Below are 25416 nucleotides of genomic sequence, written 5' to 3' on the forward strand. Positions count from 1 at the left end.
CGCGTAATTACCGGACACACGTTAATTACCGGACACACACCAATACCAATACCGCAACGCGCAAATACTGCGCGCAAATACTGGACACACACCAGTAAATCCCAGTAAATCGAAAAGCAAAACTCACCAAATCATCTCAGGGTTATTTTGATAAACGGCCAACTTTGAGGAATATTGTCGCCGACTTGGATTTGAGGAAGGTATTTTATTGATTATCGGTACGTTTATTTCAACACCATATCAGCTATCAAGCTGTGGGGGAATTTCTAAAAGCTTTCGAGTGACGCTTACTCAAAGGTGAGTAAATGAAGCTTTTTCTTATTCAGAGCGGCTTTGGCGATGATAGCCTTGGCTTGACTGCCTACCGCCGTGACATGGAATTTCTCCAATTGAGTACACACCTTGAGCCAGTTATTGCTGTCTCCTCCAAGCCTATCTAATATGGGTGGCAGGTTGGTATTCATCGATGCTTTGTTGGGCCGAATTTGACGGGCTGTCCAGTCGACTAATTCAAGATAATCCATCAATCGAAAAGGAATGCCGTCTCCTTTTAAGTTACTCTCGTAACCGATAAATGGATGAAGGCAAGGGGCTGTAGATTGCTGTTGGTTTAAGGCGTCGATTCGAGCTTTAATGGAAGTGAATTCTGAGTCTTCGGGTTTAGTGGCAATGCCTGCTCGAATAGGATTGAGGTCTACGTACGCCATCGCAGCGGCAAGGGCTTTTTCATCGAGCAAAGCTTGGCTTTTAAATCGACTTTCCCAGAAATGCCCAGTGCAGCTATCTTCTTTGTTCGCTTTGCAAGCAATATCGTAGTTAAGCTCCTTCATATACCAGCTTAAATCCCACAGACGTTCTCGCCAACGCTCAATGATTTCGATACATTTTTCCTGTTCCATCGGGTGAGTAAGCTGGCCCTCAAGCCAGCGCTGAACAATAGGAGGTAACTTATGCGCCATCCCCCAGCGTTCAACAACCTGATGATGTGATAAGCCCAAGGCTCTCTCTCGGTTGATATTGACGACTAAGTGGTAGTGATTACTCATGATGGCGTAAGCACAAATATCGATGCAGTAGAGCTCAGCAAGTGAGTGCATTTTGTTGACAATCCACTCTCTTCGGTGCTCATAACTCACTAGGGTTTGCGGGTCTTCACCACATAAAAAGCTGCGCCTCACACAACGAGAAACGCAGTGATAATAGGATGTGGCTTCAATCGAGATAAGTTGCTTGCGCGCAGTTGTCATCAGAGTGTCTCCTTGTCGAATAATGAGAAGGTAGCAATCATTCAAACAAGAGTTTGTAATCAGTCCCTCGAAAAGGGGGAAATCATACTTATTTAGTCCTTTTGGTGTGTGTCCTGAATTTGTTGTGTGTGTCCTGAATTTGAATTGCTTAATTTGAATTTGCTTCTTGATTTGTTTACTTAATTTGTTATCTATTTACTCTGCATCAAGCCAATAAAAATGAGATCTTTTCGTGTCAATGTAGGTTGATTACAATCGAGTCAGAAAGCAGACTACCCCTGCGTGTCAAACCTGCTTAACTTTTGGCAGCAAAATGTCGCTTAATAAGATATCCCGTTTGGCCGAATCAGGTCACTAGCAAAGATATTGCAGTGTTAGCACTGTCAGAGAGTGAACAATACAGAATGAAGACACTATGAATAATAAGGAAAAGTTATGACAAAAAGTACAAGCGAAGATTTATTACCTGATGATAGATTTGAGCGCTTAGATATTACCTATGAACAAACGCCTATGTATCGTCGTCGTTGGTTTATTTGTGTATCGATGCTGTTTTTTATCCCGTTGACACTAATCTTAGTCTTGAGTGGGGATGTCTATTTAAAGCGCAAAGGGGTAGTTTATAGGATGCTGCCTACGCAGAAAAAGTTTATTGTAGTTGCTTGTTCTGGATTAATCCTTGTTGGCTTATTCAGGGTAATGATACTGGGATAGTAACTATATTAATAATTTATTTTCACATTCAGCATACTCCGTAATAACAATAATAACTGTAAGTCACTGAAGTTTTTTTGGAAAATTGCGCACTGTATTTCAATAGGTGCGCTTAACTTCACATAATAAAGATGTCATTACTTTTAAAATAGTTTGACTACCTGAGACAATCGATAGGATACGAATCTAGAAGCGTACTTAGCTCAGAATTGTTCATCACCTCTACAACCTTCATTTATCCTTAGCACCTCATTACTCGAAATTTTTCACTTTAAGCCGATATCCAAGACTTACATAATGAAAACAATAATTTATATTATAAAAATCATTCCCGCCTCAAAAAAAGCTGTTTTTGGTGTGTGTCCTGAATTACGTGTGAATTACGTGTCCTGAATTACGTGCTGAATTACGCCTCTGAATTACGCCTGAATTACGGCCAAAGTTCAGTTTGGTTATTTTGCCTATCAAAACCAACATAAACACAGTTAAATTTCAGCTATACTCCGAAGCCATTCAATGGCTCTGTCAGTATGAGCGACATATTAACCCCATGGATTTAAAGGTGATGATAGATCTTAAACTTAACGAGTGTTGGCATCTATCACTTTGGAGACAGATAGATAACAATGAAAATAGGTGATATGGATTTACTGCAACCGATCATAGGTAAACTAAAAAAAACCTTAGTTCCGATTTATAAATTACTGCTTATTATTTTACCTGTTGGAACACTTAAACATTTAGCGACCAAGGGTTCGACTGTCGCTCAAATTATCTTAGCGAGGCGCTATTATCATGGTAGATGCGTTGCTGGCAACAAAAAATTGGCACTACGTTGGTGGACTAAGGCGGCATCACAAGGAAGCTATGAAGCAAAAAAAGAACTTGGCCACCTGTATTTTAGTGGTGAAAAATTTAAAAAGGATTGGCGGCTAGCTAGCACATACCTGCTAGAAGCATACCATCAGGGAGAAAAGGATTGTGCCTCTGTTTTGGGTTCCATCTATGAAGGAAACAAACATTTTCGTCGAGACGTACCAGAAATGTATAAATGGCACAAGATTGCAGCAGAATCAGGATGTTTAGAGTCACAAATAGCTCTTGCAGGGATTTACGCCTCAGAAAAAGAGTATATTAACCCTAAAAAGATGATGTTTTGGCTCCGTAAAGCAGCGAATCAAGACGATATAGAGACGATGCTTCTTCTCGCGCAGGGCTATCTTGATAAACAGCAATACGATCTCAATCAGGCGATTAAGTGGCTCAAGATTGCAGCCAAAAAGAATCACCACCATGCCTTATTTCTACTTGGTTACATTTATTCATCGGATAAATATAAAGTAGTTGATTATAACTATGCTTTTCTAAAATATTATTACGCACTAAAAGCAGGCTCAGAAGTTGCGCCAGGGCGATTAGGCTATATGTATCAATATGGGTTGGGGGTGGATAAGGATATCGAACAAGCCAAATCGTTATACTCTATGGGAGCCCTGTATAATGATCCATATGCTCAGTTTTATTATGCTGAATTATATCTTGATGAAAAATATGGGATGATGGATTTATTGCACGCTTTCAAGTGGTCTTACTGGGCTAATAAAAACAACCATCCAGGCGCCGAAAAGCAGTTTAAAGCAATCTCTGACAAACTAACGGAATCACAAATAAAAAGAGGCTTACGTGCCGCTCAGCAATGTAAAGTAAAACCAGTGAAAAGTTTTGGCTTTCAAATCGGGTATAGACTGGGAGATACGGGCAAAATATATCGATAGGGTATCTCGCTCAATAAGGCATTAAAAAAAGATAAGCTATTTCATCACATTGGGCAGTCTCGATTTCACCAAGTTCCTAAGCACTATCACGCACGGCGGTTTGGCTGCTACATTCACGCTTGCCACTAATTGAGCAAGCGTGACACTTTTGCGACCAAATTCTTGGCTTTTGTGAACCTTACACTTAGATCGAAAGTACTCGGCTCACCGCAGAGCTAATCTCCGCGTCACTGGCATTAAGGCTTAGAGAGAAAGAGACGTACTGATCACCACGCATGCTCAGTGAACGGTCGACTTCCGCCAAACAATGCATAACGCTGCCATCCAATATAAAAGACAACTCTATTTCTTTCTTGTTGATGAAACCACTGTTGCGGAATTCTATCTCCTGATAGCAACCCGATTTAGATGAGAAGTTGTTGCCTCGCAAATGCCCTTTCTCCACATCAGCCTTGACCATATTGAAACCCGCGAGTTCTATGGCGGAGATCACTTTAGAAGCGACTGGCAGTGCTTTTACTTCGACGAAATCACGATCTTTAGGGTCAATTGCGAAATCAATATCCAGCGATGTTTCCACCCAAACATGGCACTGATTCTTTGTTGCAGTGAGTGCCGTAATTGGCGTTTCATCATCTAACTTTAATTCAAACGGAACCTGTTTATTTTCTTGAGGTTGAATGATAAACGGCTGGACCGCCTGAAGACGACCAATGGTGAAGTTCTGATAGCTTATACCGTTGTCACTCTCCACTTTCACCTCAGTACAAAGCTTGAGATTAATCGCATCAATTTGCTGCTCGACATCGCCCCCTTGAATATGAACAACGCCCTTAAGAGTGTCTCCCTGAAACACAGACATACTCTCCAGAACGGTATCTACTTTCGCAGCACCAATTCCCAGTGACGCTTTCAACTTACTAAACATAAGGTTTCCTTTTACTTTCTATGTCGTTATTGTTTCTGATTAACATGGGGGATTAGCGCGTCGCAAGAGATTTCTCTGAATAATGTGTCAACTATCGTTTCGACCGCTCAATCCATCACCAGAGTTGCAATTCCATGACAGATGAATCACTATTTGTATAGTCAAATAAGCCAATTGTTAAAGCGTTATGAGTCAATCACCATTATATCTTCAAATTAAGCAATACATTACTGACAACATCGATTGCGGACATTGGCCTGTTGGGCAGCGTATATCGACAGAACTTGAACTGACCGAACAATTTAAGGTGAGCCGGATGACCGTCAACAAGGCGATCCGCGATTTAGTCGCTGAAGGTAGGCTGCAAAGGCGACCTAGAGTAGGGACGTTTGTTTGCGCTCCCGATGATAAAGCGGAATCGCCATTACTGGATATTCAGAATATTGCTGAAGAAGTGAAATTACGCGGCAAGGTCTACTCAAGTAAGGTGGTCAAGCAAGCGTCGATGCGTGCCGATGCAACCGTGGCTACCAAATTGGGAGTGATGTTGAACAGCCCGATTTTCTATAGTGAAATCATTCATTTTGAAGACAACTCCCCTATTCAATATGAGCAGCGCTGGGTCAATAGCGCTTACGCGCCTGCTTACCTAGAACAGGACTTTAGTCAGATCACTCCAAACCAGTACCTCTCTGAAAGCTGCCCACTGAGCGCCATTGAACATACAGTCGAAGCCATAGTGGCAGACGACGAGGTGCGTACCGCTTTGAGACTTGGGGTTAATGAACCTTGCCTACTGCTCAACAGGAGAACTTGGAGTCAGGACAAGCTGGTGAGCTCTGCCCTGCTCTATCACCCCGGGACTCGATACAAATTGAGCTCCAAGGTATTACTAAGTTAGCGAATCCGATACTTTTTACTGATCACATTTTTGCAACAAGTTCCTTGATCAATTGTCATACCTGAACAATTATTTGTATATACATTTTAATTTGTGGACGTTATTACATGCTTGGAAGCGCTTCTTCATCCTTACAAACCAACCGCCGAGAGTTGTTGCTCACCAATGCAAGACTGGTTTCTATGGTCGCTGGATCGCAAGGGTATTCCGTTTCTGAGCCAAGTCACCTTTTGATTAGGGACGGAAAGATTGCGCATATCGGCGCGACCAAGCTGTCTTGCCCAAATTCATATGATTGTAAAAACCAGCTGGTCACACCCGGCTTTGTCGATTGCCACACTCACCTAGTGTATGCCGGCAACCGCGCCAAAGAGTTTGAAATGCGTCTCAATGGCGTGCCATACCCAGAGATAGCCAAACAAGGTGGCGGGATTCTGTCTACGGTTCGAGCGACACGAGCTGCAAGCGAGGAAGCGCTGATCAATCTCGCCTTACCACGATTGGACGGCTTGATTCGAAGCGGCGTAACATCTGTCGAAGTAAAATCTGGCTACGGTCTAACTTTAAAAGACGAGATCAAAATGCTTCGCGCCGCAAAAGCACTAGAAGATCACCGTAAGATTCGAGTCACGACCACTTTGCTCGCGGCGCACGCATTGCCGCCAGAGTATGCCGGGAAAGCCGATGATTACATCAAGCTTGTGTGCGAAGAAATCATTCCTCTTGTCGCAGAGGAAAAGCTGGCCACAAGCGTCGATGTATTCTGCGAATCGATTGGCTTCAACTTGGCCCAAACGGAAAAGGTGTTTGCCACAGCGAAGCAATACGGTCTCGATGTAAAAGGCCACACTGAGCAACTGTCTAACTTAGGTGGCACAGCACTAACCGCTCGCTATCAAGGGTTGTCAGCAGATCATATCGAGTATCTCGACCAAGATGGCGTCAAAGCACTCGCTGAATCAGGAACGGTTGCCACGCTGCTACCCGGGGCATTTTACTTCTTGCGAGAAACCCAGATGCCGCCCATTGAGCTACTTCGTCAACACAATATTCCAATAGCTATTGCAACGGATCTTAATCCAGGTACCTCGCCTTTCTCAGATTTGACTATGATGATGAATATGGGCTGTACACTTTTTGGACTAACGCCAGAGGAAACCTTGCGTGGTGTCACTTGCCATGCTGCTCAAGCGCTAGGCTATGGGGATAGCCGAGGGCAGATTCAGCCAGGCTTTGATGCTGACCTTGCGATTTGGGACGTCAGCCACCCAGCTGATTTCAGCTATCAGCAAGGGTTGTCACGCTTGTCGGCCCGAATAGTAAACGGAGAGCTAGAACATGTCTAACCTACCGACGACTAGCCAGGATTTTCACTGGCAAGGCCGACATGACGCCGAGGATGGTGCCTTGGGTAAACGGGTCCACCACGCCATCAAGCAACTTCAAGTTGAGGATCTTGAGCCTTATCGAAACGCGGTCAGCGTTTTGGGTTTTGCCTGTGATGCAGGTGTAGCGCGAAACAAAGGCCGAATTGGAGCTAAGAAAGCACCCGACTTGATCAGACGCGCCCTTGCCAACATGGCATGGCACAAAGAAAGTGCCTTAATTGATTTGGGTAATGTCGTCTGTGAAGATGATTTGCTGGAGCAATACCAGTCAGAGTGCGCGGATGTTATCGCTGAGGCACTGCGTTCTACTCCGGTCATTACCCTTGGTGGAGGCCATGAGGTCGCTTGGGCCTCTTTCCAAGGGTTGGCTCGCTACTTGAAATACTTGAACCCATCGAAGCCTCCTAAGATCGGCATCATCAATTTTGATGCTCATTTCGATTTACGTGCCTTTGAAAGCAATAACGCCGATGTCAAACCCAGCTCTGGCACACCATTTAACCAAATCTATGATTACTGCCAAAAGCATCAATGGCCATTCCATTATGCTTGTTTGGGGGTAAGCAAGGCCAGCAATACACGAGCCTTGTTTGAAAAAGCCAAACAGCTGAATGTGTGGTTTGTCGAAGATAAAGATCTCTCTCATATAAACCATATCTATCATCTAACCCAGTTACAGCATTTCATCGATAATTGCGATTACATCTATCTGACCATAGATCTGGATGTCTTCCCCGCAGCGACAGCTCCGGGCGTCAGCGCTCCCGCCGCCCGTGGCGTCAGTATGGATACGCTGGCACTCTTTTTAGACCGAATTTTACACTATAAACAAAAATTGGTGATTGCCGACATCGCCGAGTACAACCCAACCTATGACGTCGATAGTCAAACGGCAAGGTTAGCTGCGAGGCTTTGTTGGGATATTGCCAACGCCTTTTCCGAAAAATAGAAAAACCAGAAAGGAAAGCGACGACATTGCATGAGGGCCTAGCTCTCGTGCTGGCCGCTTTCAACCTGAAAACGTGAAACACAAGGAGTCTTACCATGACGGAACGCCAAGTAGAAGATATGCGTCTCGATACCACCCGCACGATTCGCGCACCACAAGGCACGGATCTGAGAGCAAAATCTTGGCTGACGGAAGCGCCGCTTCGCATGTTAATGAACAACCTGGATCCAGATGTTGCTGAGCATCCTCACTCTCTGGTGGTATACGGTGGTATTGGCCGTGCAGCGCGAAACTGGGAATGCTTCGACAAGATTGTTGAAGTGTTAGAGCGCCTAGAAGACGACCAAACATTACTGGTTCAGTCAGGTAAGCCGGTTGGTGTTTTTCCAACGCACAAAAATGCACCGCGTGTTCTTATTGCTAACTCTAACTTGGTCCCCCATTGGGCCAACTGGGAGCACTTCAATCAGCTCGATAAAGAGGGTTTGATGATGTACGGCCAGATGACTGCCGGCAGCTGGATTTACATCGGTTCACAGGGCATCGTTCAAGGCACATACGAAACCTTTGTTTCTGTAGCCAAGAAGCACTTTGATGGCAAGGCCAAAGGGCGTTGGATTCTGACCGGTGGTCTTGGCGGTATGGGCGGGGCTCAGCCTCTTGCTGCGACCATGGCAGGTTTCTCCATGATCGCGGTTGAGTGTGACGAGTCTCGTATTGATTACCGTCTGCGCACAGGGTACGTCGACAAAAAGGCGACCAGCTTGGACGAAGCACTGGCAATCATTTACGAATCTGAAGAACCTGTTTCTGTCGGCCTACTAGCAAACGCCGCAGATGTCTTCCCTGAGTTGGTTGAACGTAACATCACACCGGATGTTGTGACAGACCAAACTTCAGCGCACGACCCACTCAACGGTTATCTTCCTATTGGCTGGTCGATGAAACACGCCTCAGATCTGCGTAAGCAAGATGAAGCAGCCGTTGTTAAAGCGGCTAAAGAGTCCATGGCGATTCAAGTGAAAGCCATGCTTGAGCTGCAAGAACGCGGCGCAGCTACTCTGGACTACGGCAACAACATCCGCCAAATGGCCCTAGAAGAAGGCGTGGAGAACGCTTTTGACTTCCCGGGTTTCGTTCCCGCCTACATTCGTCCACTCTTCTGTGAAGGCATTGGTCCATTCCGCTGGGCAGCGCTATCTGGTGACCCAGAGGACATCTACAAAACCGATCAGAAAGTCAAAGAGTTGATCCCAGACAACCCACACTTACACAACTGGCTAGACATGGCTCGTGAACGTATTCAGTTCCAAGGTCTACCTGCTCGTATTTGTTGGGTTGGATTGAAAGATCGTCAACGTCTCGGCCAAGCGTTCAATGAAATGGTTAAAAATGGCGAGCTTAAAGCCCCCGTTGTTATCGGCCGCGACCACTTAGACTCTGGCTCAGTCGCCAGCCCGAACCGAGAGACTGAAGGCATGATGGATGGCTCTGATGCCGTATCGGATTGGCCTCTATTAAATGCTCTGCTGAATACAGCAGGCGGTGCTACTTGGGTATCACTTCACCACGGTGGCGGTGTCGGAATGGGCTTCTCTCAACACTCAGGCATGGTAATTTGTTGTGACGGCAGCGATGATGCCTCCGAGCGAATCGCACGCGTGCTTCACAACGATCCAGGCACCGGCGTGATGCGTCATGCAGATGCTGGCTATGACATTGCCAAGCAGTGCGCAGCAGAACAAGGGCTCGATCTACCTATGCTCAACGAAGCACTGAAGAAGCTTAAGTAAGCATACCCGAGGAAAGGAAAGACAAAATGTTAAATTTAATGCTAAAGCCGGGAAATATTAGCTTAAAAGAACTCCGTCAGGTGAGCCGTTCTCCTGCAAGATTAACCTTGGATCCAGAAGCCATTGCTGCTATTGATGAAAGCACCAAGGTAGTTGAGCAAGTGATTGCCGAAGATCGCACCGTTTACGGCATCAACACGGGCTTTGGTCTGCTGGCGAATACTCGAATTGCACCAGAAGATCTTGAGACGTTGCAAAAGAGTATCGTATTGTCGCACGCGGCTGGCATCGGTGAGTTTATGTCAGATGAAACGGTTCGCCTGATGATGGTGCTCAAGATCAACAGCCTAGCTCGCGGCTTTTCAGGTATTCGCCTTCGCGTCATTCAGGCACTGATCGATCTCGTGAATTCTCAAGTTTATCCGTGTGTACCTCAAAAAGGTTCAGTCGGTGCTTCTGGTGACCTTGCTCCATTAGCGCACATGAGTACCGTATTACTCGGTGAAGGTCAGGCACGTCATAATGGTAAGATCATCTCCGGTCTAGAAGCGATGAAAATCGCGGGTCTGGAGCCAATTACACTGGCACCTAAAGAAGGCCTCGCACTGCTCAATGGCACTCAGGCATCAACCGCTTTTGCGCTTGAGGGCTTATTTGCTGCTGAAGACCTATTTGCTTCTGCAACGACCTGTGGCGCAATGTCGGTAGACGCAGCACTTGGCAGCCGTCGTCCGTTTGACCCTCGTATCCATCGCGTGCGCGGTCATCGAGGCCAGATGGATGCCGCACTGGCCTATCGCCATGTATTGGATGCCGATAGTGAAATCGGCGACTCGCATACTGGTTGTGAGAAAGTTCAGGATCCTTACTCTCTGCGTTGCCAGCCTCAAGTGATGGGCGCGTGTTTACAACAAATCCGCAATGCGGCTGAGACTCTGGAAGTGGAAGCCAACTCTGTCTCTGACAACCCGTTGGTTTTTGCTGAAGATGGTGACATTATCTCCGGTGGTAACTTCCATGCTGAGCCTGTCGCTATGGCTGCAGATAACCTCGCTTTAGCTATCGCTGAGATTGGTAGTCTGTCTGAGCGTCGTATGGCACTGTTGATCGACAGCGCACTCAGCAAGCTACCGCCCTTCCTTGTTGACAACGGCGGAGTTAACTCAGGCTTTATGATTGCTCAGGTCACGTCGGCGGCCCTAGCTAGTGAGAACAAAACTCTCGCTCACCCCGCCTCTGTAGACAGCTTACCCACATCGGCAAACCAAGAAGATCATGTTTCTATGGCCACGTTTGCAGGCCGACGTCTACGTGACATGGCGGAAAACACTCGCGGTATCCTTGCGGTCGAGTATCTTGCCGCCGCTCAGGGGTTAGACTTCCGTGCTCCAAACAAATCATCTGCTAGAGTCGAACAAGCGAGACATATTTTGCGCGAAAAGGTCCCGTTTTATGATAAAGACCGCTATTTTGCGCCGGATATCGAACAAGCAAACAGTTTGCTTAAACTCGCCGTACACAATTCTCTGATGCCAGACGCGATTCTACCTAGCTTCTAAGCGTCTGTATGAGGGCTCCTAATAGGAGCCCTTTGTGCATTTTAGTGTCAGTATTCAGTAATAAAACCACTGGATGGACCATTCAACATAATTCGTCATATATAATCCCCCTCTGTTTTGGCTATTTACCGTAAATTATGTTTTTGAAACCATATTTTTCTAACAACGACAAGCAGTTCCAGTTCACTCGTCAACAAGCAAGCCATTTTGCAAAAATGGTCGCTGGCGACTTCAACCCAATTCACGATGAAGACAATAAGCGCTTCTGTGTTCCGGGTGACCTGCTTTTCGCTGTTTTATTGCAAAAAGAAGGCGTCAGCCAGAAAATGCGTTTTGATTTCTCTGGCATGGTCAGCGAAGGCGTAGCACTTCACATCGAAAACAAGTGTGAGAAACAAGCCGCGGTTGTCGATGAAAACGGTAAAGAGTACCTGCACATGACGCGTGAAGGTGAAGTGAATCGTGACGTTGCGTTCATTGAGCATGTAGTCACCAATTATGTCCAATTCTCGGGCATGAACTTTCCACACATCATGGTTCCACTGATGGACGAGCAGCAGATGATGATCAACTGCCAACGTCCTCTGGTGATTTATGAGAGCATGGAAGTGGAATTCACTCGCTTAAACCTCTCACACCCAGAAGTCGAATTCGCAGGTGCCACGTTTGATGTTGAAGGCAAACGTGGAGTCGTGACATTAAACTTTGATTTCAAAGAAGGCGAAGAGACGGTCGGTAAAGGCGTTAAACGCATGGTTGCGAGTGGTTTAAAACCTTACAATCAAGAAGATATCGACGGTTTAGTCAAACGCTTCAATGAGCGCAAAGAAGCCTTTCTAGCACAGTTCACCAAAGCAGCATAACGCAACCAAGATTTTTGAACCTAACCCCGCTCCAATGAGCGGGGTTATTTTATATCCAACGTCGGACTCGCTGTTTGTAGTCCAAATAAGCCGCGCCAAAAAGTTCTTCCAGCGCGCGCTCTTCCGGACGAATCTGAAAACGATTCATGTAAAAGACAAACACAAAAGCAAGCGCGACGCACAACACGTTTTGCAGCCAATAAGCAAGCCCGAACAACAGTAAGAACAACCCTAGGTACATGGGGTTTCTTGAGTAAGCAAACACGCCCGTGTCCACCACTTGAGCCGCATCCTTTACCTTGATCGGGTTCACCGTCGTGTTCGCTTTGCGAAATTCGTAAACCCCACCCAGACCAACAACAACGGCAATCATAAAGCAGGCGAATAAAACAAACCAAGGTGCCGGTAAGCCTAGCGAGAAAGTACGGAACTCATGGCCAACATGATTCATCACCACACCAAGAAGGATAAATAGAGCAACAGGAGGGATTTTTCTTTCTAGTTTTTCCACAGTCTTCAATAGTCTTACTGACGTTTCTAAAAAAATAGCCCAGCTTTCAAAGCTGGGCTAGGTTTATTTATACCATTTGCAGTAGCGCTTGTAAGGGATGTTTCACTTTGACATCCTCAAAACGCTTAACCTGACTGCGACAGGAGTACCCTGTCATTAAGCATCGCTCTTTCGGCAGTTGCTCTAACTGAGGTTTCCAACTTAACCCATAAATGTCTCTCGACATCTGCAATTTGTCGACTTCGTGGCCAAAGGTCCCTGCCATGCCACAACAGCCTACAGGCACCGCATTCAGGCTAGAGCCAAAATGTGCGAATATAGCTCCCCACTCTTTCTCTGCGTTGGGCATTTTGGTTTTCTCTGTACAATGAGCCAGCAAATACCAAGATTGTTGTGACCTTGCCTCAGTAACCTCAAACTCATGCAGTCTAGGTTGCAGCCATTCATGGACTGTCAGCACTTCAAAATCACCACGTTTATCGCCAAGTACTTCGTTGTATTCATCGCGATAACACAAGACTAACGCAGGATCGACACCCACCATAGCAATATCCAAATCGGCCACTTGTTGTAAGAACATCGCCGTGCTTTGAGCGCTTTTGGCAAACCGCTGTAAGAAGCCTTTAACGTGTTGGGCCTTACCGTTAGGTTTAAAAGGCAACAAAACCGGTATTTTACCAAGCTTAGTCAGTAGCTTGGCAAAGTCTTCCACCACTTCAGCGTCATAGTAGCTGGTAAATGGGTCCTGTACGATCACAACATGGTTGGCTTTATCTTCATTTGACAACGCCGCCAGATATTGCAGATCAAAAGGTCGATGGTGCTGCAATCGTGACTTTAACGTTGGCACTGACATAAGGGGTGCATCAGTGTAACCTACTGCGGAAGCGGTAAGACTCTGCACCCACTTCTGACTCAGAACGCCATTGACTAACTTCGGCACCTTCGCCATCACAGGTAGGACAGATTCTATATTCGCGACCAGATAGTCTTTAGCAGGACGCTGATAGCGAGAATAGTAAATATTGAGGAATCTGGAACGGAAGCTCGGTACATCAACCTTAATCGGGCATTGACTAGCGCAAGCTTTACAGGCTAGGCAGCCACTCATTGCTTCGTAGACCTCATGGGAAAAGTCATACTCATGGCGTTTATTTAAAGAATTACGCACTCTGTCCAGCATCGACTTGATCGATGATGTTTCTCCTAATGCCTGCTTCTCTAAATCGAGGATATCGACCCCCTGCTCTGTCAGTTGGCGAAGCCACTCACGAACCAAGCCAGCACGACCTTTGGGTGAGTGGCGACGATCGGCGGTCACTTTCATCGAAGGACACATTGGAGACGACGTATCGTAGTTAAAGCAAAGGCCGTTACCGTTGCATTCCATTGCCTGCTTAAAGCTGTCCCGTACCTGAACGTCTATCTGACGGTCAAAGTAACCTCGTTTCGTGTCCGTGACCTTAACCAATTGCGCGTCGCTGTCTAGCGGCGTGCAAATTTTCCCCGGGTTCATCTTGTTGTTCGGATCAAATGCTGCTTTGACTCGTCTCAACTCGGTAAAAAGCTCTTCACCAAAGAATTCTGGACCATATTCAGAACGATAACCTTTGCCATGTTCGCCCCACATCAATCCACCGTACTTGGCAACAAGCTTAACCACTTCGTCAGACACTTCATGCATCAAGGCTTCTTGCTTGGGGTCGCACAAATCTAACGCTGGTCGCACATGAAGGACGCCAGCGTCAACGTGGCCAAACATACCGTAACTGAGAGATTTGGAATCCAATAACTGTCTGAACTCGACGATAAAGTCAGCAAGGTTTTCAGGCGGTACACAGGTGTCTTCTGCGAATGCCACAGGTTTAGCTCTTCCTTTCGCTGCACCCAATAAACCTACCGCTTTTTTACGCATATTATAAATGCGACCGATGCTAGCAACATCAGTACAAATTTGGTAACCAATAATGCCAGCTTCATTGCTCTCCATCATGGCATCTAGACGCTTCGACAAGGCTTTGACCTGCTGTGCAACCTCATTGACATCTTGACCTGCGTACTCCACCATGTTGATGCCCTGCATGTCCATGCCAGGGACATCGGTCAGCAAATCGCTCACGGTATGCCAGACAATGTCTTGTTTCGCGAGGTTAAGCACTTTTGAGTCAATGGTTTCCACAGAGAGCGCATTGGCTTCAACCATAAATGGCGCATTGCGCAGCGCTGAATCAAAACTGTTGTATTTCACGTTAACAAGCGTGCGAGCTTTCGGAATTGGCGTAAGGCCAAGCTTAGCTTCTGTAATAAACGCCAACGAGCCCTCTGCGCCGCATAAGACTCTAGTTAAATCAAAGTTTTGCGTCTCTTCATCGATAGCATTCTTCAAATCATAACCAGTCAAGAAACGGTTCAGTGGCGGAAACTTATTGTTTATCTGTTCGCGTTTATCGCGGCACACCTGCTCTGTCACCTGCAAGGCTCGGAAAGCGTACTCCCCTTCCTCAGGGCGCCCCTGAGACATATCGGATTCAAGCACTGAACCATCGGCAAAAACAGCTTGTAAAGACAACACATGATCAGACGTTTTTCCGTACTTCAAAGAGCCTTGTCCGGAGGCATCAGTGTTGATCATACCTCCTAGCGTTGCGCGGTTACTGGTCGAAAGGTCAGGAGAGAAAAAATAGCCGTAAGGTCTGATGACGTCGTTAAGCTTGTCCTTCACCACGCCAGTCTGCACTCTTACCCAGCCTTCCTTTTCATTAATCTCCAGCACCTTATTCATGTGGCGAGACAGATCAACCACGATACCCTTAGTCAATGATTGGCCATTAGTACCCGTCCCCCCACCGCGTGGAGAGAAGGTAATACGCTCATATTGAGATTGGGTACTAAGCTTACCGATCAGAGCGACGTCTTGAGTAGACTTGGGGTGGACAACCGACTGAGGGAGCTGTTGATAAACACTGTTATCAGTCGCGACAGCCAGACGGCTGGAATATTGGCTTTCAATATCTCCGGTAAACCCCGATTGACGGAGCGCTTCCAGAAAAGTCAGTACGACGGGGTCCACATCAGATTGAGAGTGTAATCTTGGTAACATTTGCTTCCTGCCCCTACTGCGCTGATCCTATCAGCATTGGGTTCAATATAATGAGTAGTATTTTTTTGATTTTCGTCACTTTACAACATTTGAAAGAGTGAATAAAACAGAAATGCAGTGTCAGAATGGCATAAATCGCAATTCTTACCCACACTTAGTAATTAGTAGAGAAATTAGTAAGTGCCTTTTTATGAGCGAATCATCAATGAAAAAAAATAAAATTATCACCACAGAAGACATTCTATTAAAACTCTGTCAGTCAGTGTCTAGTGTACTGACTTCCGCAACGAGCTCAGATATCAACTATTCCGCCATGGTGCAAAAAATCACTAAAACCAGCCTGAAACCTGACTTCGGTTGCTTTGTATTGTTTGATGGTGGTTTTTCTGGATTAGTTGTTATCAACTTCACATCAAAAGCCGCTTTAGAAGTTTATACGAACTATATGCGTAACATGGGCATGCCAGAAGAAGAATTAGCGGTCCTACACACTTCAGACGAAGTGGGTGATGTTCTGGGTGAGCTGATGAACCAATTGGTCGGTGACTTTACTAACCAAGTGAGAAAAGATCTTCAGACCAATATCACCCAAAACCAACCTAAAATGCTCACCTTAAACAAGCAGGTTATCTTATCAGTTGATACCAACTTAGACCGTCCGCAAGCGCGTCGAGTCACCTTCTCGACAGAGAAAGGCAATATTTTCTACCTTGAACTCGCGATGGACAAAACAGAGTTTATTCAGCTTGAGGAGTTCGAAAGGCAAGAAGACGAAAGCCCAGATTCGATCCTTGAACAAGCTCAGAAAAAACTCTCATCGAAAAAAGAAGCGCCGAAAGAAGAAGTAGATCCTAACGGCAGTGATTTATTAGATGAGCTTGGTATCTAATATTGTGAGCATGTAAATCGGCGAAGCCGCGGTACTTTTGCGGCTTTTCCCCAATGGCTTGCACACAGATCAAAACAAACCTAGCTATCACGTCAGCTAGGAGTTTCGTTTTAGTGTCAGAAACGTTAAAATGGTCGACTTCATTTAAGTCAGTGAGATTTTCTGTTGTCGATGGATAAACAAAAAGCCCTCAAAAAAATAGCTAAGTGTCTTGAACTTGGTAACTCAGCCAACGTTAATGAAGCGGCGAATGCGATCAAAATGGCGCATCGTCTTATGCTCAAGTACGGCTTAGATAAAGATGATATTGAGTTCATCAAGATGGGGAAAACCAAATCGACGCACCTTCTGCCATCCAACGTCAGCTCTACCCTGCTGCGTATTATTCGTGGTATTAACACAAGGTTTGGCGTTGAAGCCGTGCTAACAAACCACAAAGGGTTAAAACGCGCTGAGTTTATAGGTGAAGCCGATCGCGCCATTTTCGCCGCCTTCGCATTCGACATCATTTATCGTGAGCTCAATGAACAAACAGGAAAATTCCGTAACAGCTTTGCTGGTACAGGCACAGCAACAAATGAAGTTTCTCGACGCGTCAACTCGTTTGTCTCTGGCTGGGTTGAAGGAGCATTAGAAAAGCTGCCTATCATTAGCCCAGATGACGATTCAAACAAGAAAATCGACGACTACATAGACAAAGAGTTTAAGAATATTGATCGCGAGACGTTCAAGAAACAGCTCCAAGAGGCGATGAAAAACCTAACGGAAGACTATGAAGTGGGTCTGAAAAAGGGTCGTTCAGTCTCCGTGAGTCGCCCAATTGATGGTGCACAGGCACCTAAAATGCTTCGCTAATCCTGCCCTTCTAGCACTTAATCTGGCTGAATAACCACCATTAAGGTTCAGCCAGCGTTAATATTCAGTCAAAAAATATCTCCCAAATTGACATAAATAACATTAAAGGGTTATTTCTACTTCCGCTCACTCCCCGAGTCAATTTTGTCCTCGGCGGAAAATGAAAATAATGGATACATGGAGATGTTTTCGTGAAAAAAATGACTTTGGCGCTGGCGGTGACAATTGCGTTAACTGGCTGTCAAGCAACACAGCGAGAGAATGCAACTACAGGTGAATCAGAAACTAACTCAGCGACCAAAGGCGCTCTGCTAGGTGCTTTAGCTGGAGCTGCCGTTGGATTGGCAACAGGCGACAACGCCACTGAACGTCGTCAACACGCCTTAATCGGTGCCGCTGGCGGAGCTGCTGTTGGCGGGGGTGTCGGTTATTACTTTGATCAGCAAGAAGCAGCACTAAGAAAAGAATTACTCAACTCAGGTGTTCAGGTAGAACGAGTTGGTGACAACCAGCTACTGCTGCGTATGGAAAATGGCATCGGATTCCAAACAAGCTCGCACCGTTTAGACCCTAGTATTCACAACACTTTACAAGGTGTCGCTAAGATTCTAGTTGAGTATCCTGATACCAGCTTAGTCATTGAAGGACATACAGACAGTACAGGCAGTGAGACAACAAATCAGTTATTGTCGGAGCGCAGAGCCGAATCCGTTCGCACCTATCTGCTTTCACAAGGCGTAGCAGCAGGACGAGCGATCGCGCGCGGCAACGGCGAACGTTTCCCGCTATGCACCAATAGCAGTTCGCAAGGGCGTGCTTGCAATCGAAGAGTAGAGATTAAAATTCTACCGCTCAAATAATCGGTGAATTCTCAATAAAAAATGGCTTCTCGGGAAGCCATTTTTTATTTGTCAGATAAATACATTACACTATAAGCTAGGTACGTCAGTTTTAGTGGATTGGGAACATCTTGAAATTTATCAGCCTTTTATTGTTACTGCTTTCCCCAATCACGTTGGCAGACTCCGTTGAAGCCTTAACCAGTAAAGCTCAGAGTAATGACATAGAAGCGCAACTCCAACTCGCCAACCAATACCTCAACGGAGAGGGAGTCCAACCTTCACTTGACGACGCAATCTACTGGCTTGAGCAGGCCGCTAATAATGGCAGTAACCAAGCTATCGCCCGGTTGGCTTCTCTCTATCTTCAACCAGACAACAACAACGCTCACGAAGCAACGTATTGGCTGACACAACTCGCCGTGGCAGGCGACGCAGAGGCACAGTTAAATCTAGGCAAAGTGTATGAAAGCATGGCCCACTCACCAGACACACTGAGCTTGGCAGAGATCTGGTATCGCACCGCTTCACCACAAAGTGAGGACGCCGAGCAAGCCTACGCCAGAGTGTTAGAAAAAAAATTCAATGCTCGAAGAGCAAAGCTGGTTTCCTCAATTGACCAACTGCAAGTCGCTTTTGATGATTCAAGCATTCAGCTCAGCCCAGTCGCCAAGAGCAAATCCAGTGCTAACCAGCGCAGTAATAACATCATCTATTCTTTGCTTGGGCTTTCAGCAATACTTGTTGTAATAACGATCTCGCTAGGCCGAAAGGTACGCAAACTAAAAGCACACTCAACACTTTCGCACAATGATTTATCCTCCGAAAAACGAAAACTAGAGACGCAAATAAAAGACCAAAACAACCGCTTAAAACAACAGAAGAAACAGTTAGAAACCTTGTACAGGCAGTTTAAAAAACTGCAGTCATCGCAAGATCATAACACGCCGAAACGACGTTCTGAGCCCCCTGCTGCTGAACAAAAACTCTCACTGGCGTGCGCTTTGTTTGGATTTAAAGTCGAGGCAATTCCAACTGAAAAAGAAATCAAAGTCAGATATAAGCAGTTGTGTAAGATTTATCATCCGGATTTAAAAGGTAGTGACGAGGAAATGAAACGACTTAATAGCGCGTTGAAAATCATTCTTAGCCGTGTTAATAAATAGTTACAAATTTAGACACTAGACGTATAAGTCGCTCACAGCCCCCATTTTAGCTCAATTGCGCAATCGATCTCCCTCCCAGTTCACGTAACAAATAGTTAACTTGGATTCCTTATATATGTCATAATTTGCGCCGAAAATAACACCTGGTAAAACAAGGTGAGGAGAAATCTATGTTTACTATCGAAGGTACTTGCGACTGGTGCAAAAAACCTAGCCTAGTTACCAAACATGAGTATATTGATGGCCTCTGCCACCACTCTTGCATAGAGTGTAACGACCTAGCCAAGCTGGACGTTCGCCAATTCAATATCGCAGAGAGTCAGCAACGTGAGCGCAACGCTCAACCTTAACCGTCTCAATTCGCTTTCTCGATGAGAAGAAACAGCCACCGTTTGACGGTGGCTTTGTTGTTTTAGCATTGGAGAAAGTTAACTTGCTACGGCATCAGGCTGGTTTTCGGGTGCTGCGGCAATGAAAGCGGGATGCCGACAAAGTGACGCCGTCACTTTCTGAATGATGGGGTAACGGTCCAAATCGACACTGAATCGCTCAGCATTGTATACTTGAGGGACCAAACAAACGTCGACCAAACTTATTTCATCTCCCACACAATACGCACCATGTGTCTCAGACAGTTTTTTCTCTAAACTATGAAACCCTACATTAATCCAATGGCGATACCACCGCGATTTTTGCGCCTCGTCGACTGACAACTCGTTACTCAAGTACTGTAAGACACGTAAGTTGTTGATTGGATGTATGTCTACCGCGATGTCCTGCGCTAAAGCTTTAACCAAAAAGCGACTCTGTGTTTCTAAAGGCGTTAAAAGGTAGCTTGGATACTGCTCATCTAGATAGTCTATGATAGCCAGTGATTGATTCAGCCTCACAGAACCATCAATGAGTACAGGTACCAGCTCGCTTGCGTTGAGAGATTGAAATTGGACGGAATGTTGCTCCCCGCCATTGTTGACCAGGTGGATAGACCGTTGCTCATAAGGCAACTGTTTTAAATTGAGCGCAATTCTCACCCTATAGGCGGCAGATGATCGCCAATATCCATACAAGGTCATTTCCGACATCAGTATTTCACCACTTTCTGATTAATCGAGCCAAAAATAGATGCCCCAAACTTGTCCTTCATTTCGATCTTGATGCGGTCACCAAACTTCATAAAGCTAGTTGAAGGCTTACCATCTCGAATCGTTTCAATCATGCGGACTTCGGCAATACACGAGTAACCCACGCCACCTTCGGCAATAGATGTGCCGTATTCCGTGCCTTGCTTGTTCGAGACCGTACCCGAGCCCACGATAGCACCCGCCGACAATGGGCGAGTTTTGGCAGCATGCGCGACCAACTCAGGAAACTCAAACGTCATATCCACACCAGCATTCGGACAACCAAATGCTTGGTCATTGTAGAACGACAATAGAGGCAGAGTAACTTTACCTCCATCCCATGCGTCACCTAATTCGTCAGGTGTTACGGCTACTGGAGAAAATACCGAGGAAGGTTTTGACTGGAAGAAGCCGAAGCCTTTTGCCAACTCATTCGGAATCAAACCACGCAGTGAGACATCATTCACCAACATCAATAAGCGAATCGAACTCGCCGCTTCTTCTGAAGTCACGCCCATAGGGACATCGTCGGTAATCACTGCGACTTCCCCTTCAAAATCAATACCCCATTCTTCACTGCCCAAAGGAATATTGTCTTGAGGTCCGATAAACGCATCCGATCCGCCTTGATACATAAGAGGATCTGTCCAAAAACTGGCGGGCATTTCTGCACCACGTGCTTTGCGAACCAGTTCAACGTGGTTAACGTAAGCGCTGCCATCAGCCCACTGATAAGCGCGCGGCAATGGAGATTCACATTGGCTTTGTTCAAAAGGTATTTCGGTCACCAGTTGACCTTCGTTCAAGGCTTGATAGACCTCAGCGAGTTGAGGTTCTACTTTAGACCATTGGTCGAGTGCCGACTGCAACGTAGTCGCAATGTCTGGTACCGCTGTACATTTAGTCAAATCTTTACTGACCACTACCAATTGGCCGTCTCGCGTATCATTTTTCAGGGTCGCTAACTTCATTATTGTTCCCTTTTATTCTTCTGGATGTGATTTCCAACTGTAAACATATTCTGGATTTTCTACCGCGTGAGCTTCATCGCTAAAGTGTAAAGCGTGCCGGGTGTCGATCATCACAGCAACTTCATCGGTAAACTTCTTCTTGTATTGCTGGCCCGCTTTAAAGGCTTTCGGGTGAGGGCCATGAGTAAAACCTGCTGGATGGAAAGTGACCATGCCAGCTTCAATGTTATCCCTGCTGAAAAAATCGCCCGCGTGATAGAAAAGCACTTCATCGTAGTCATCGTTGTTATGATAGAACGGCACCTTAAGCGCACCTGGATCACTTTCAATCGGTCTTGGTACGAAGGTACAAACGACAAAGCCAGCCCCTACGAAAGTGGTATGTGCTGAAGGCGGCAAGTGATAACGATGCGACATCAATGGGCGAATATCTCGCCAATTTAGCTTCACAACCGATAAGTCGCCGTGCCATCCGATAGCATCGAGTGGATTAAACGGATAAGTGATCACACTCACTTGCTCGTGCCTTTTTACTTGCACTTGAGTTTGATTTTCCGAGTACTGAGCTTTGAAATGGTCATCAATTGAAGGAATTTCCAACACCGCCGGATCAAACACCGCATGATTGCCAACCATGCCTTTTTCAGGCAATGAATAGGCGCCATCGGTATTTTCGACCATTAGAATGAACATTGGCTCAGAAGGTTCTAGACGCCAATTCGTTGAGCGAGGAATTATGACATAATCCCCTTCGCCAACCTCTAGATGACCATAGTCACAATACAGATCCGCTTTACCCTGATGGACAAATAGCAGTTCATCCCCATCCGCGTTTCGTACAAGAAAATCCATCTTGTCATCCATACGCCAGATACGAATTTTACAGTCATTATTATGCAAGAGATTGGGCACCGCCCATGGTGAGGCCTGAGCAGCTTTCTCAACCAGATTAAAGTTAAATGCGCGAGGTCTTAACTCCCCTTCCCATTCTGTCCAACCTGTTGGTGCATGTTGGTGGTGGAAGTGAGCTGCTGGACCGAAGAATCCACTTCGGCCTGCCTCACGCTCATAAATTGCCTCTTCCGGAAAGTCGGCGTGTGCCTGCTTGGAGCACACTCCCTCCCGGTGAGGGAATGTAATCCATTTATGCATCGCTCAATACTCCTCGACGAATCTGATCTTCTTCAATCGATTCAAACAGGGCTTTGAAGTTACCTTCACCAAAGCCTTCGTTACCTTTGCGCTGAATAATCTCAAAGAAAACCGGACCAATGACCGTTTGGGTAAAGATTTGCAGCAAAATGCCATCCTTCATCGGCGCACCATCGATCAAGATCTGCAGATCTTTTAATTTCTCAACATCTTCCGTGTGGCCTTCTACTCTCGAATCGATTTTTTCGTAGTAGGTGTCCGGCGTTGGCATAAAGTCCATACCACGGTCACGCAGTGTTTGTACTGTTTGATAGATGTCATCCGTTGTCATCGCAATATGTTGGATACCTTCACCGTTGTATTCACGGATGAACTCTTCAATTTGTGATTTATCGTCTGAAGACTCATTGATTGGGATGCGAATCTTGCCACATGGTGCTGTCATTGCTCGGCTAACCAACCCTGTTAGCTTTCCTTCAATATCAAAGTAGCGGATCTCTCGGAAATTACCGATACGTTCATAGAAACCAGCCCATGTATCCATGTTGCCCTGTTTAACGTTATGCGTCAGGTGGTCAATTTCATACATGCCTACGTCCGCTTCTTTCAAACGAGCTTCAGCATCGTGATAAAAATTGAAATCAACATCATAGATGCTCTGTTTTCCATAACGGTCCACGAAATACAATAGACTTTGACCGATGCCGTACACCCCAGGAATACTCAATTCCATTGGTCCGACTTCGGTTTTATACTCTTCTGCCCCGTTTGCAACCGCATGCGCCATTGCAATACCAGCATCTTTAACACGAAATGCCATTCCACAAACCGAAGGTCCGTGAATTTTGGCAAACTCCTCAGCCTGACTATGCGGTTGAGCATTAATGATGAAGCTAATATCTCCCTGGCGGTAGAGCCACGCTTCCTTAGAACGGTGCTTGGCTATCTCCGCAAATCCCAGAGAAACAAACAACGCCTTCAATTGCCCGATCCCTTCATCTGTCGCAGCGGTATATTCGACAAATTCAAATCCATCAGTTCCAAGTGGGTTGTGTGTTTGAGTCATTGTTCTTCCCTCAGTGATTGGTTACGTCCTTTGTTATTAACTTGAACTAACTTGATAACGAAGGGAATAAATACGCGTCAAATCGTTCTAGAGGCCCTTTCCAAACATTTTGTAAACAAAACGTAACAGATAAAGAACAACACAACAAACCATTGATTTAAAACAGGTTAAATCATCAATCAGTAACATTTAATTTACATTCAATCTGTAAACCAACGAATCTGATTACCGATATGCTCCGTTTACATGCACAACGCTCTAGCAACTAGATCAGTGAAACTAAACAGACTGCCTAGTCGTAAATCTCGGATTTATCTGCAAAATGAGTAGATAAACCAAACAAGTATAAAGCGCCCAAATATCACTTTTAGTGTCTGGAAATTTCGCTTCCTACTCCCTCATTTATTGATTTAACTCAGAGACGAAAATCTACAGGCAAGGATATGGTGAACGCCACAATTTCCGGAAAGGCTAAACAACAATGAGTGATATAAACCGCGAACGCCTGATAGCGCATTTCTTTCAGTTGATAAAGGTGAACAGTGAATCATGTAACGAGAAGCAAATAGCTGAACTACTCGCTGAGCAGCTTGGTACTATCGGATTCACAGTACACAAGTTGCCTGTACCCACAGAGGTTTCCAATGGCTTCAATATCTACGCCAGACTTGAGGGCAACCTTGATGGTAGTATTGTTCTAAGTAGTCATATGGACACCGTCACTCCAGGGGTTGATATTGAACCTGTCATTGAAAGCGGTATCATTCGTTCCAAAGGGGATACTATTCTTGGCGGTGACGACAAGTCCGGCATTGCAGCGATCTTTGAGGCTATTCGCTGTATTCAATCTTCTGGCGTCGAGCATAAAACCATTGAGATCGCTTTTACTGTCCATGAAGAAGGGGGCCTCTTTGGCTCACAGCACTTTGACATGTCATTCATCACATCACGCAATGCGATCGTTCTCGATACAGGTGGCCCTATCGGCACCATAGTCAATGCTGCACCAGGCCAACAAAAGATCGTCGCAAAAATTAAGGGGAAACCAGCGCACGCTGGCCTAGCACCTGAACAAGGGATTAGTGCAATTCAGGTTGCCGCTGATGCCATCAGCAAAATGAAGTTACTTCGTATTGACAGCGAGACCACAGCAAACATTGGCATTGTCGAAGGCGGGAATGCCACAAATATCGTAATGCCAGAACTCAAAGTCGTCGCAGAAGCTCGCTCTCTAAACGATGAAAAATTGGCCCAACAAGTGTCTCATATGATCGAAACATTAGAGCACACATGTCAACGATACGGAGCAAACGTGGAGATTGAATCTACCCGCGCATACAACGCTTTTGTCATTGCAGATGATCACCCGCATATTGAGTCCATCAAACTATCATTCGAAGCCATTGGCGCATTACCTTACACCAAAGGCACAGGTGGCGGCAGCGATGCCAATAACTTTAATGCGAAGGGGCTAACAACGGTTAACGTCTCAACAGGCATGGCAAAAGTTCATACTACTGAAGAATATATTGCTATTGATGACATGGTAAAAATAACACAATTTGTTAAACATTATCTAACTCATCAATAATGTCCAATTTGGAGCCAGTTTATATTCCTGGCCCCACT

General features: G+C 45.7%; 22 protein-coding genes. 14 read left to right on the plus strand and 8 right to left on the minus strand.

From position 1 onward, the window contains the following. Positions 1 to 287: 287 nt before the first annotated feature. A complete protein-coding gene (locus OH455_RS11860; protein ID WP_269981524.1) occupies positions 288 to 1247 on the minus strand; it encodes a transposase in 960 nt (319 codons plus the stop codon). A gap of 435 nt (positions 1248 to 1682) precedes the next feature. Here OH455_RS11860 and OH455_RS11865 point away from each other — a divergent pair, with 435 nt between their 5' ends. Together OH455_RS11865 and OH455_RS11870 are read left to right on the plus strand one after the other, a co-directional pair. Then, a complete protein-coding gene (locus OH455_RS11865) occupies positions 1683 to 1961 on the plus strand; it encodes a hypothetical protein (protein ID WP_269981525.1) in 279 nt (92 codons plus the stop codon). Between the two features lie 626 nt (positions 1962 to 2587). Continuing rightward, positions 2588 to 3736, plus strand: a complete 1149-nt coding sequence (locus OH455_RS11870) for a tetratricopeptide repeat protein (protein ID WP_269981526.1) — start codon at positions 2588 to 2590, stop codon at positions 3734 to 3736. A gap of 184 nt (positions 3737 to 3920) precedes the next feature. Here the strand turns inward: OH455_RS11870 and OH455_RS11875 are convergent, their stop codons facing one another. Further along, on the minus strand, positions 3921 to 4664 hold the full coding sequence (locus OH455_RS11875; RefSeq protein WP_269981527.1) for a sporulation protein: 744 nt from the start codon (positions 4662 to 4664) through the stop codon (positions 3921 to 3923). Positions 4665 to 4851: 187 nt separating this feature from the next. Here OH455_RS11875 and hutC point away from each other — a divergent pair, with 187 nt between their 5' ends. From hutC to OH455_RS11905, 6 genes are all read left to right on the plus strand, one after another. Further along, complete coding sequence (gene hutC / locus OH455_RS11880) at positions 4852 to 5565, plus strand: histidine utilization repressor (protein WP_269981528.1); 714 nt, start codon at positions 4852 to 4854, stop codon at positions 5563 to 5565. Positions 5566 to 5672: 107 nt separating this feature from the next. Then, complete coding sequence (gene hutI / locus OH455_RS11885) at positions 5673 to 6911, plus strand: imidazolonepropionase (RefSeq protein ID WP_269981529.1); 1239 nt, start codon at positions 5673 to 5675, stop codon at positions 6909 to 6911. Next, positions 6904 to 7902, plus strand: coding sequence for a formimidoylglutamase (hutG, locus tag OH455_RS11890; RefSeq protein WP_269981530.1), 999 nt, complete (start codon positions 6904 to 6906; stop codon positions 7900 to 7902). Before hutI ends, hutG begins: the two co-directional genes overlap by 8 nt. Positions 7903 to 7997: 95 nt before the next feature. After that, positions 7998 to 9695, plus strand: coding sequence for a urocanate hydratase (gene hutU, locus OH455_RS11895; protein ID WP_269981531.1), 1698 nt, complete (start codon positions 7998 to 8000; stop codon positions 9693 to 9695). A 26-nt stretch (positions 9696 to 9721) separates the two neighbouring features. Next, positions 9722 to 11254, plus strand: a complete 1533-nt coding sequence (gene hutH / locus OH455_RS11900) for a histidine ammonia-lyase (RefSeq protein ID WP_269981532.1) — start codon at positions 9722 to 9724, stop codon at positions 11252 to 11254. Positions 11255 to 11391: 137 nt separating this feature from the next. Then, on the plus strand, positions 11392 to 12117 hold the full coding sequence (locus OH455_RS11905; RefSeq protein ID WP_269981533.1) for a DUF3581 domain-containing protein: 726 nt from the start codon (positions 11392 to 11394) through the stop codon (positions 12115 to 12117). A 49-nt stretch (positions 12118 to 12166) separates the two neighbouring features. Here the strand turns inward: OH455_RS11905 and OH455_RS11910 are convergent, their stop codons facing one another. After that, positions 12167 to 12628, minus strand: coding sequence for a methyltransferase family protein (locus OH455_RS11910; RefSeq protein ID WP_269981534.1), 462 nt, complete (start codon positions 12626 to 12628; stop codon positions 12167 to 12169). 67 nt (positions 12629 to 12695) lie between these two features. Continuing rightward, positions 12696 to 15728, minus strand: a complete 3033-nt coding sequence (gene ydiJ / locus OH455_RS11915) for a D-2-hydroxyglutarate dehydrogenase YdiJ (protein ID WP_269981535.1) — start codon at positions 15726 to 15728, stop codon at positions 12696 to 12698. A gap of 205 nt (positions 15729 to 15933) precedes the next feature. Between ydiJ and OH455_RS11920 the strand changes: the two genes are divergently transcribed. The 5 genes from OH455_RS11920 (at position 15934) to OH455_RS11940 (ending at position 19827) form a co-directional block, all read left to right on the plus strand. Next, entirely contained in the window at positions 15934 to 16617 is a 684-nt protein-coding gene (locus OH455_RS11920) for a DUF3334 family protein (RefSeq protein ID WP_269981536.1), read from the plus strand. A 171-nt stretch (positions 16618 to 16788) separates the two neighbouring features. Continuing rightward, positions 16789 to 17472 carry a DUF2786 domain-containing protein gene (locus OH455_RS11925; RefSeq protein WP_045975126.1) on the plus strand — a complete coding sequence of 228 codons (684 nt, stop codon included), beginning with the start codon at positions 16789 to 16791 and terminating at the stop codon, positions 17470 to 17472. 191 nt (positions 17473 to 17663) lie between these two features. Further along, positions 17664 to 18332, plus strand: a complete 669-nt coding sequence (locus OH455_RS11930) for an OmpA family protein (RefSeq protein WP_269981537.1) — start codon at positions 17664 to 17666, stop codon at positions 18330 to 18332. 110 nt (positions 18333 to 18442) lie between these two features. Further along, entirely contained in the window at positions 18443 to 19477 is a 1035-nt protein-coding gene (locus tag OH455_RS11935) for a J domain-containing protein (RefSeq protein ID WP_269981538.1), read from the plus strand. 170 nt (positions 19478 to 19647) lie between these two features. Then, positions 19648 to 19827: a hypothetical protein gene (locus tag OH455_RS11940; protein ID WP_206371416.1), complete on the plus strand. Its 180-nt coding sequence runs from the start codon at positions 19648 to 19650 to the stop codon at positions 19825 to 19827. Between the two features lie 78 nt (positions 19828 to 19905). Here the strand turns inward: OH455_RS11940 and maiA are convergent, their stop codons facing one another. The 4 genes from maiA to hppD are packed head-to-tail and all read right to left on the minus strand — an operon-like array spanning position 19906 to position 23787. Next, positions 19906 to 20559 (minus strand): maleylacetoacetate isomerase, encoded by a 654-nt coding sequence (maiA, locus tag OH455_RS11945; RefSeq protein WP_269981539.1) that lies wholly within the window; start codon positions 20557 to 20559, stop codon positions 19906 to 19908. After that, complete coding sequence (locus OH455_RS11950; protein ID WP_206375427.1) at positions 20559 to 21569, minus strand: fumarylacetoacetate hydrolase family protein; 1011 nt, start codon at positions 21567 to 21569, stop codon at positions 20559 to 20561. Before OH455_RS11950 ends, maiA begins: the two co-directional genes overlap by 1 nt. Before the next feature lie 12 nt (positions 21570 to 21581). After that, a complete protein-coding gene (locus OH455_RS11955; protein ID WP_269981540.1) occupies positions 21582 to 22721 on the minus strand; it encodes a homogentisate 1,2-dioxygenase in 1140 nt (379 codons plus the stop codon). Further along, a complete protein-coding gene (gene hppD, locus OH455_RS11960; RefSeq protein ID WP_045975133.1) occupies positions 22714 to 23787 on the minus strand; it encodes a 4-hydroxyphenylpyruvate dioxygenase in 1074 nt (357 codons plus the stop codon). Before hppD ends, OH455_RS11955 begins: the two co-directional genes overlap by 8 nt. 481 nt (positions 23788 to 24268) lie before the next feature. Here hppD and OH455_RS11965 point away from each other — a divergent pair, with 481 nt between their 5' ends. After that, positions 24269 to 25378, plus strand: coding sequence for a M20/M25/M40 family metallo-hydrolase (locus OH455_RS11965; RefSeq protein WP_269981541.1), 1110 nt, complete (start codon positions 24269 to 24271; stop codon positions 25376 to 25378). The last annotated feature ends 38 nt before the right edge of the window (positions 25379 to 25416 follow it).

The organism is Vibrio sp. T11.5, from assembly GCF_027587155.1.
GTDB lineage: Bacteria > Pseudomonadota > Gammaproteobacteria > Enterobacterales > Vibrionaceae > Vibrio > Vibrio neptunius.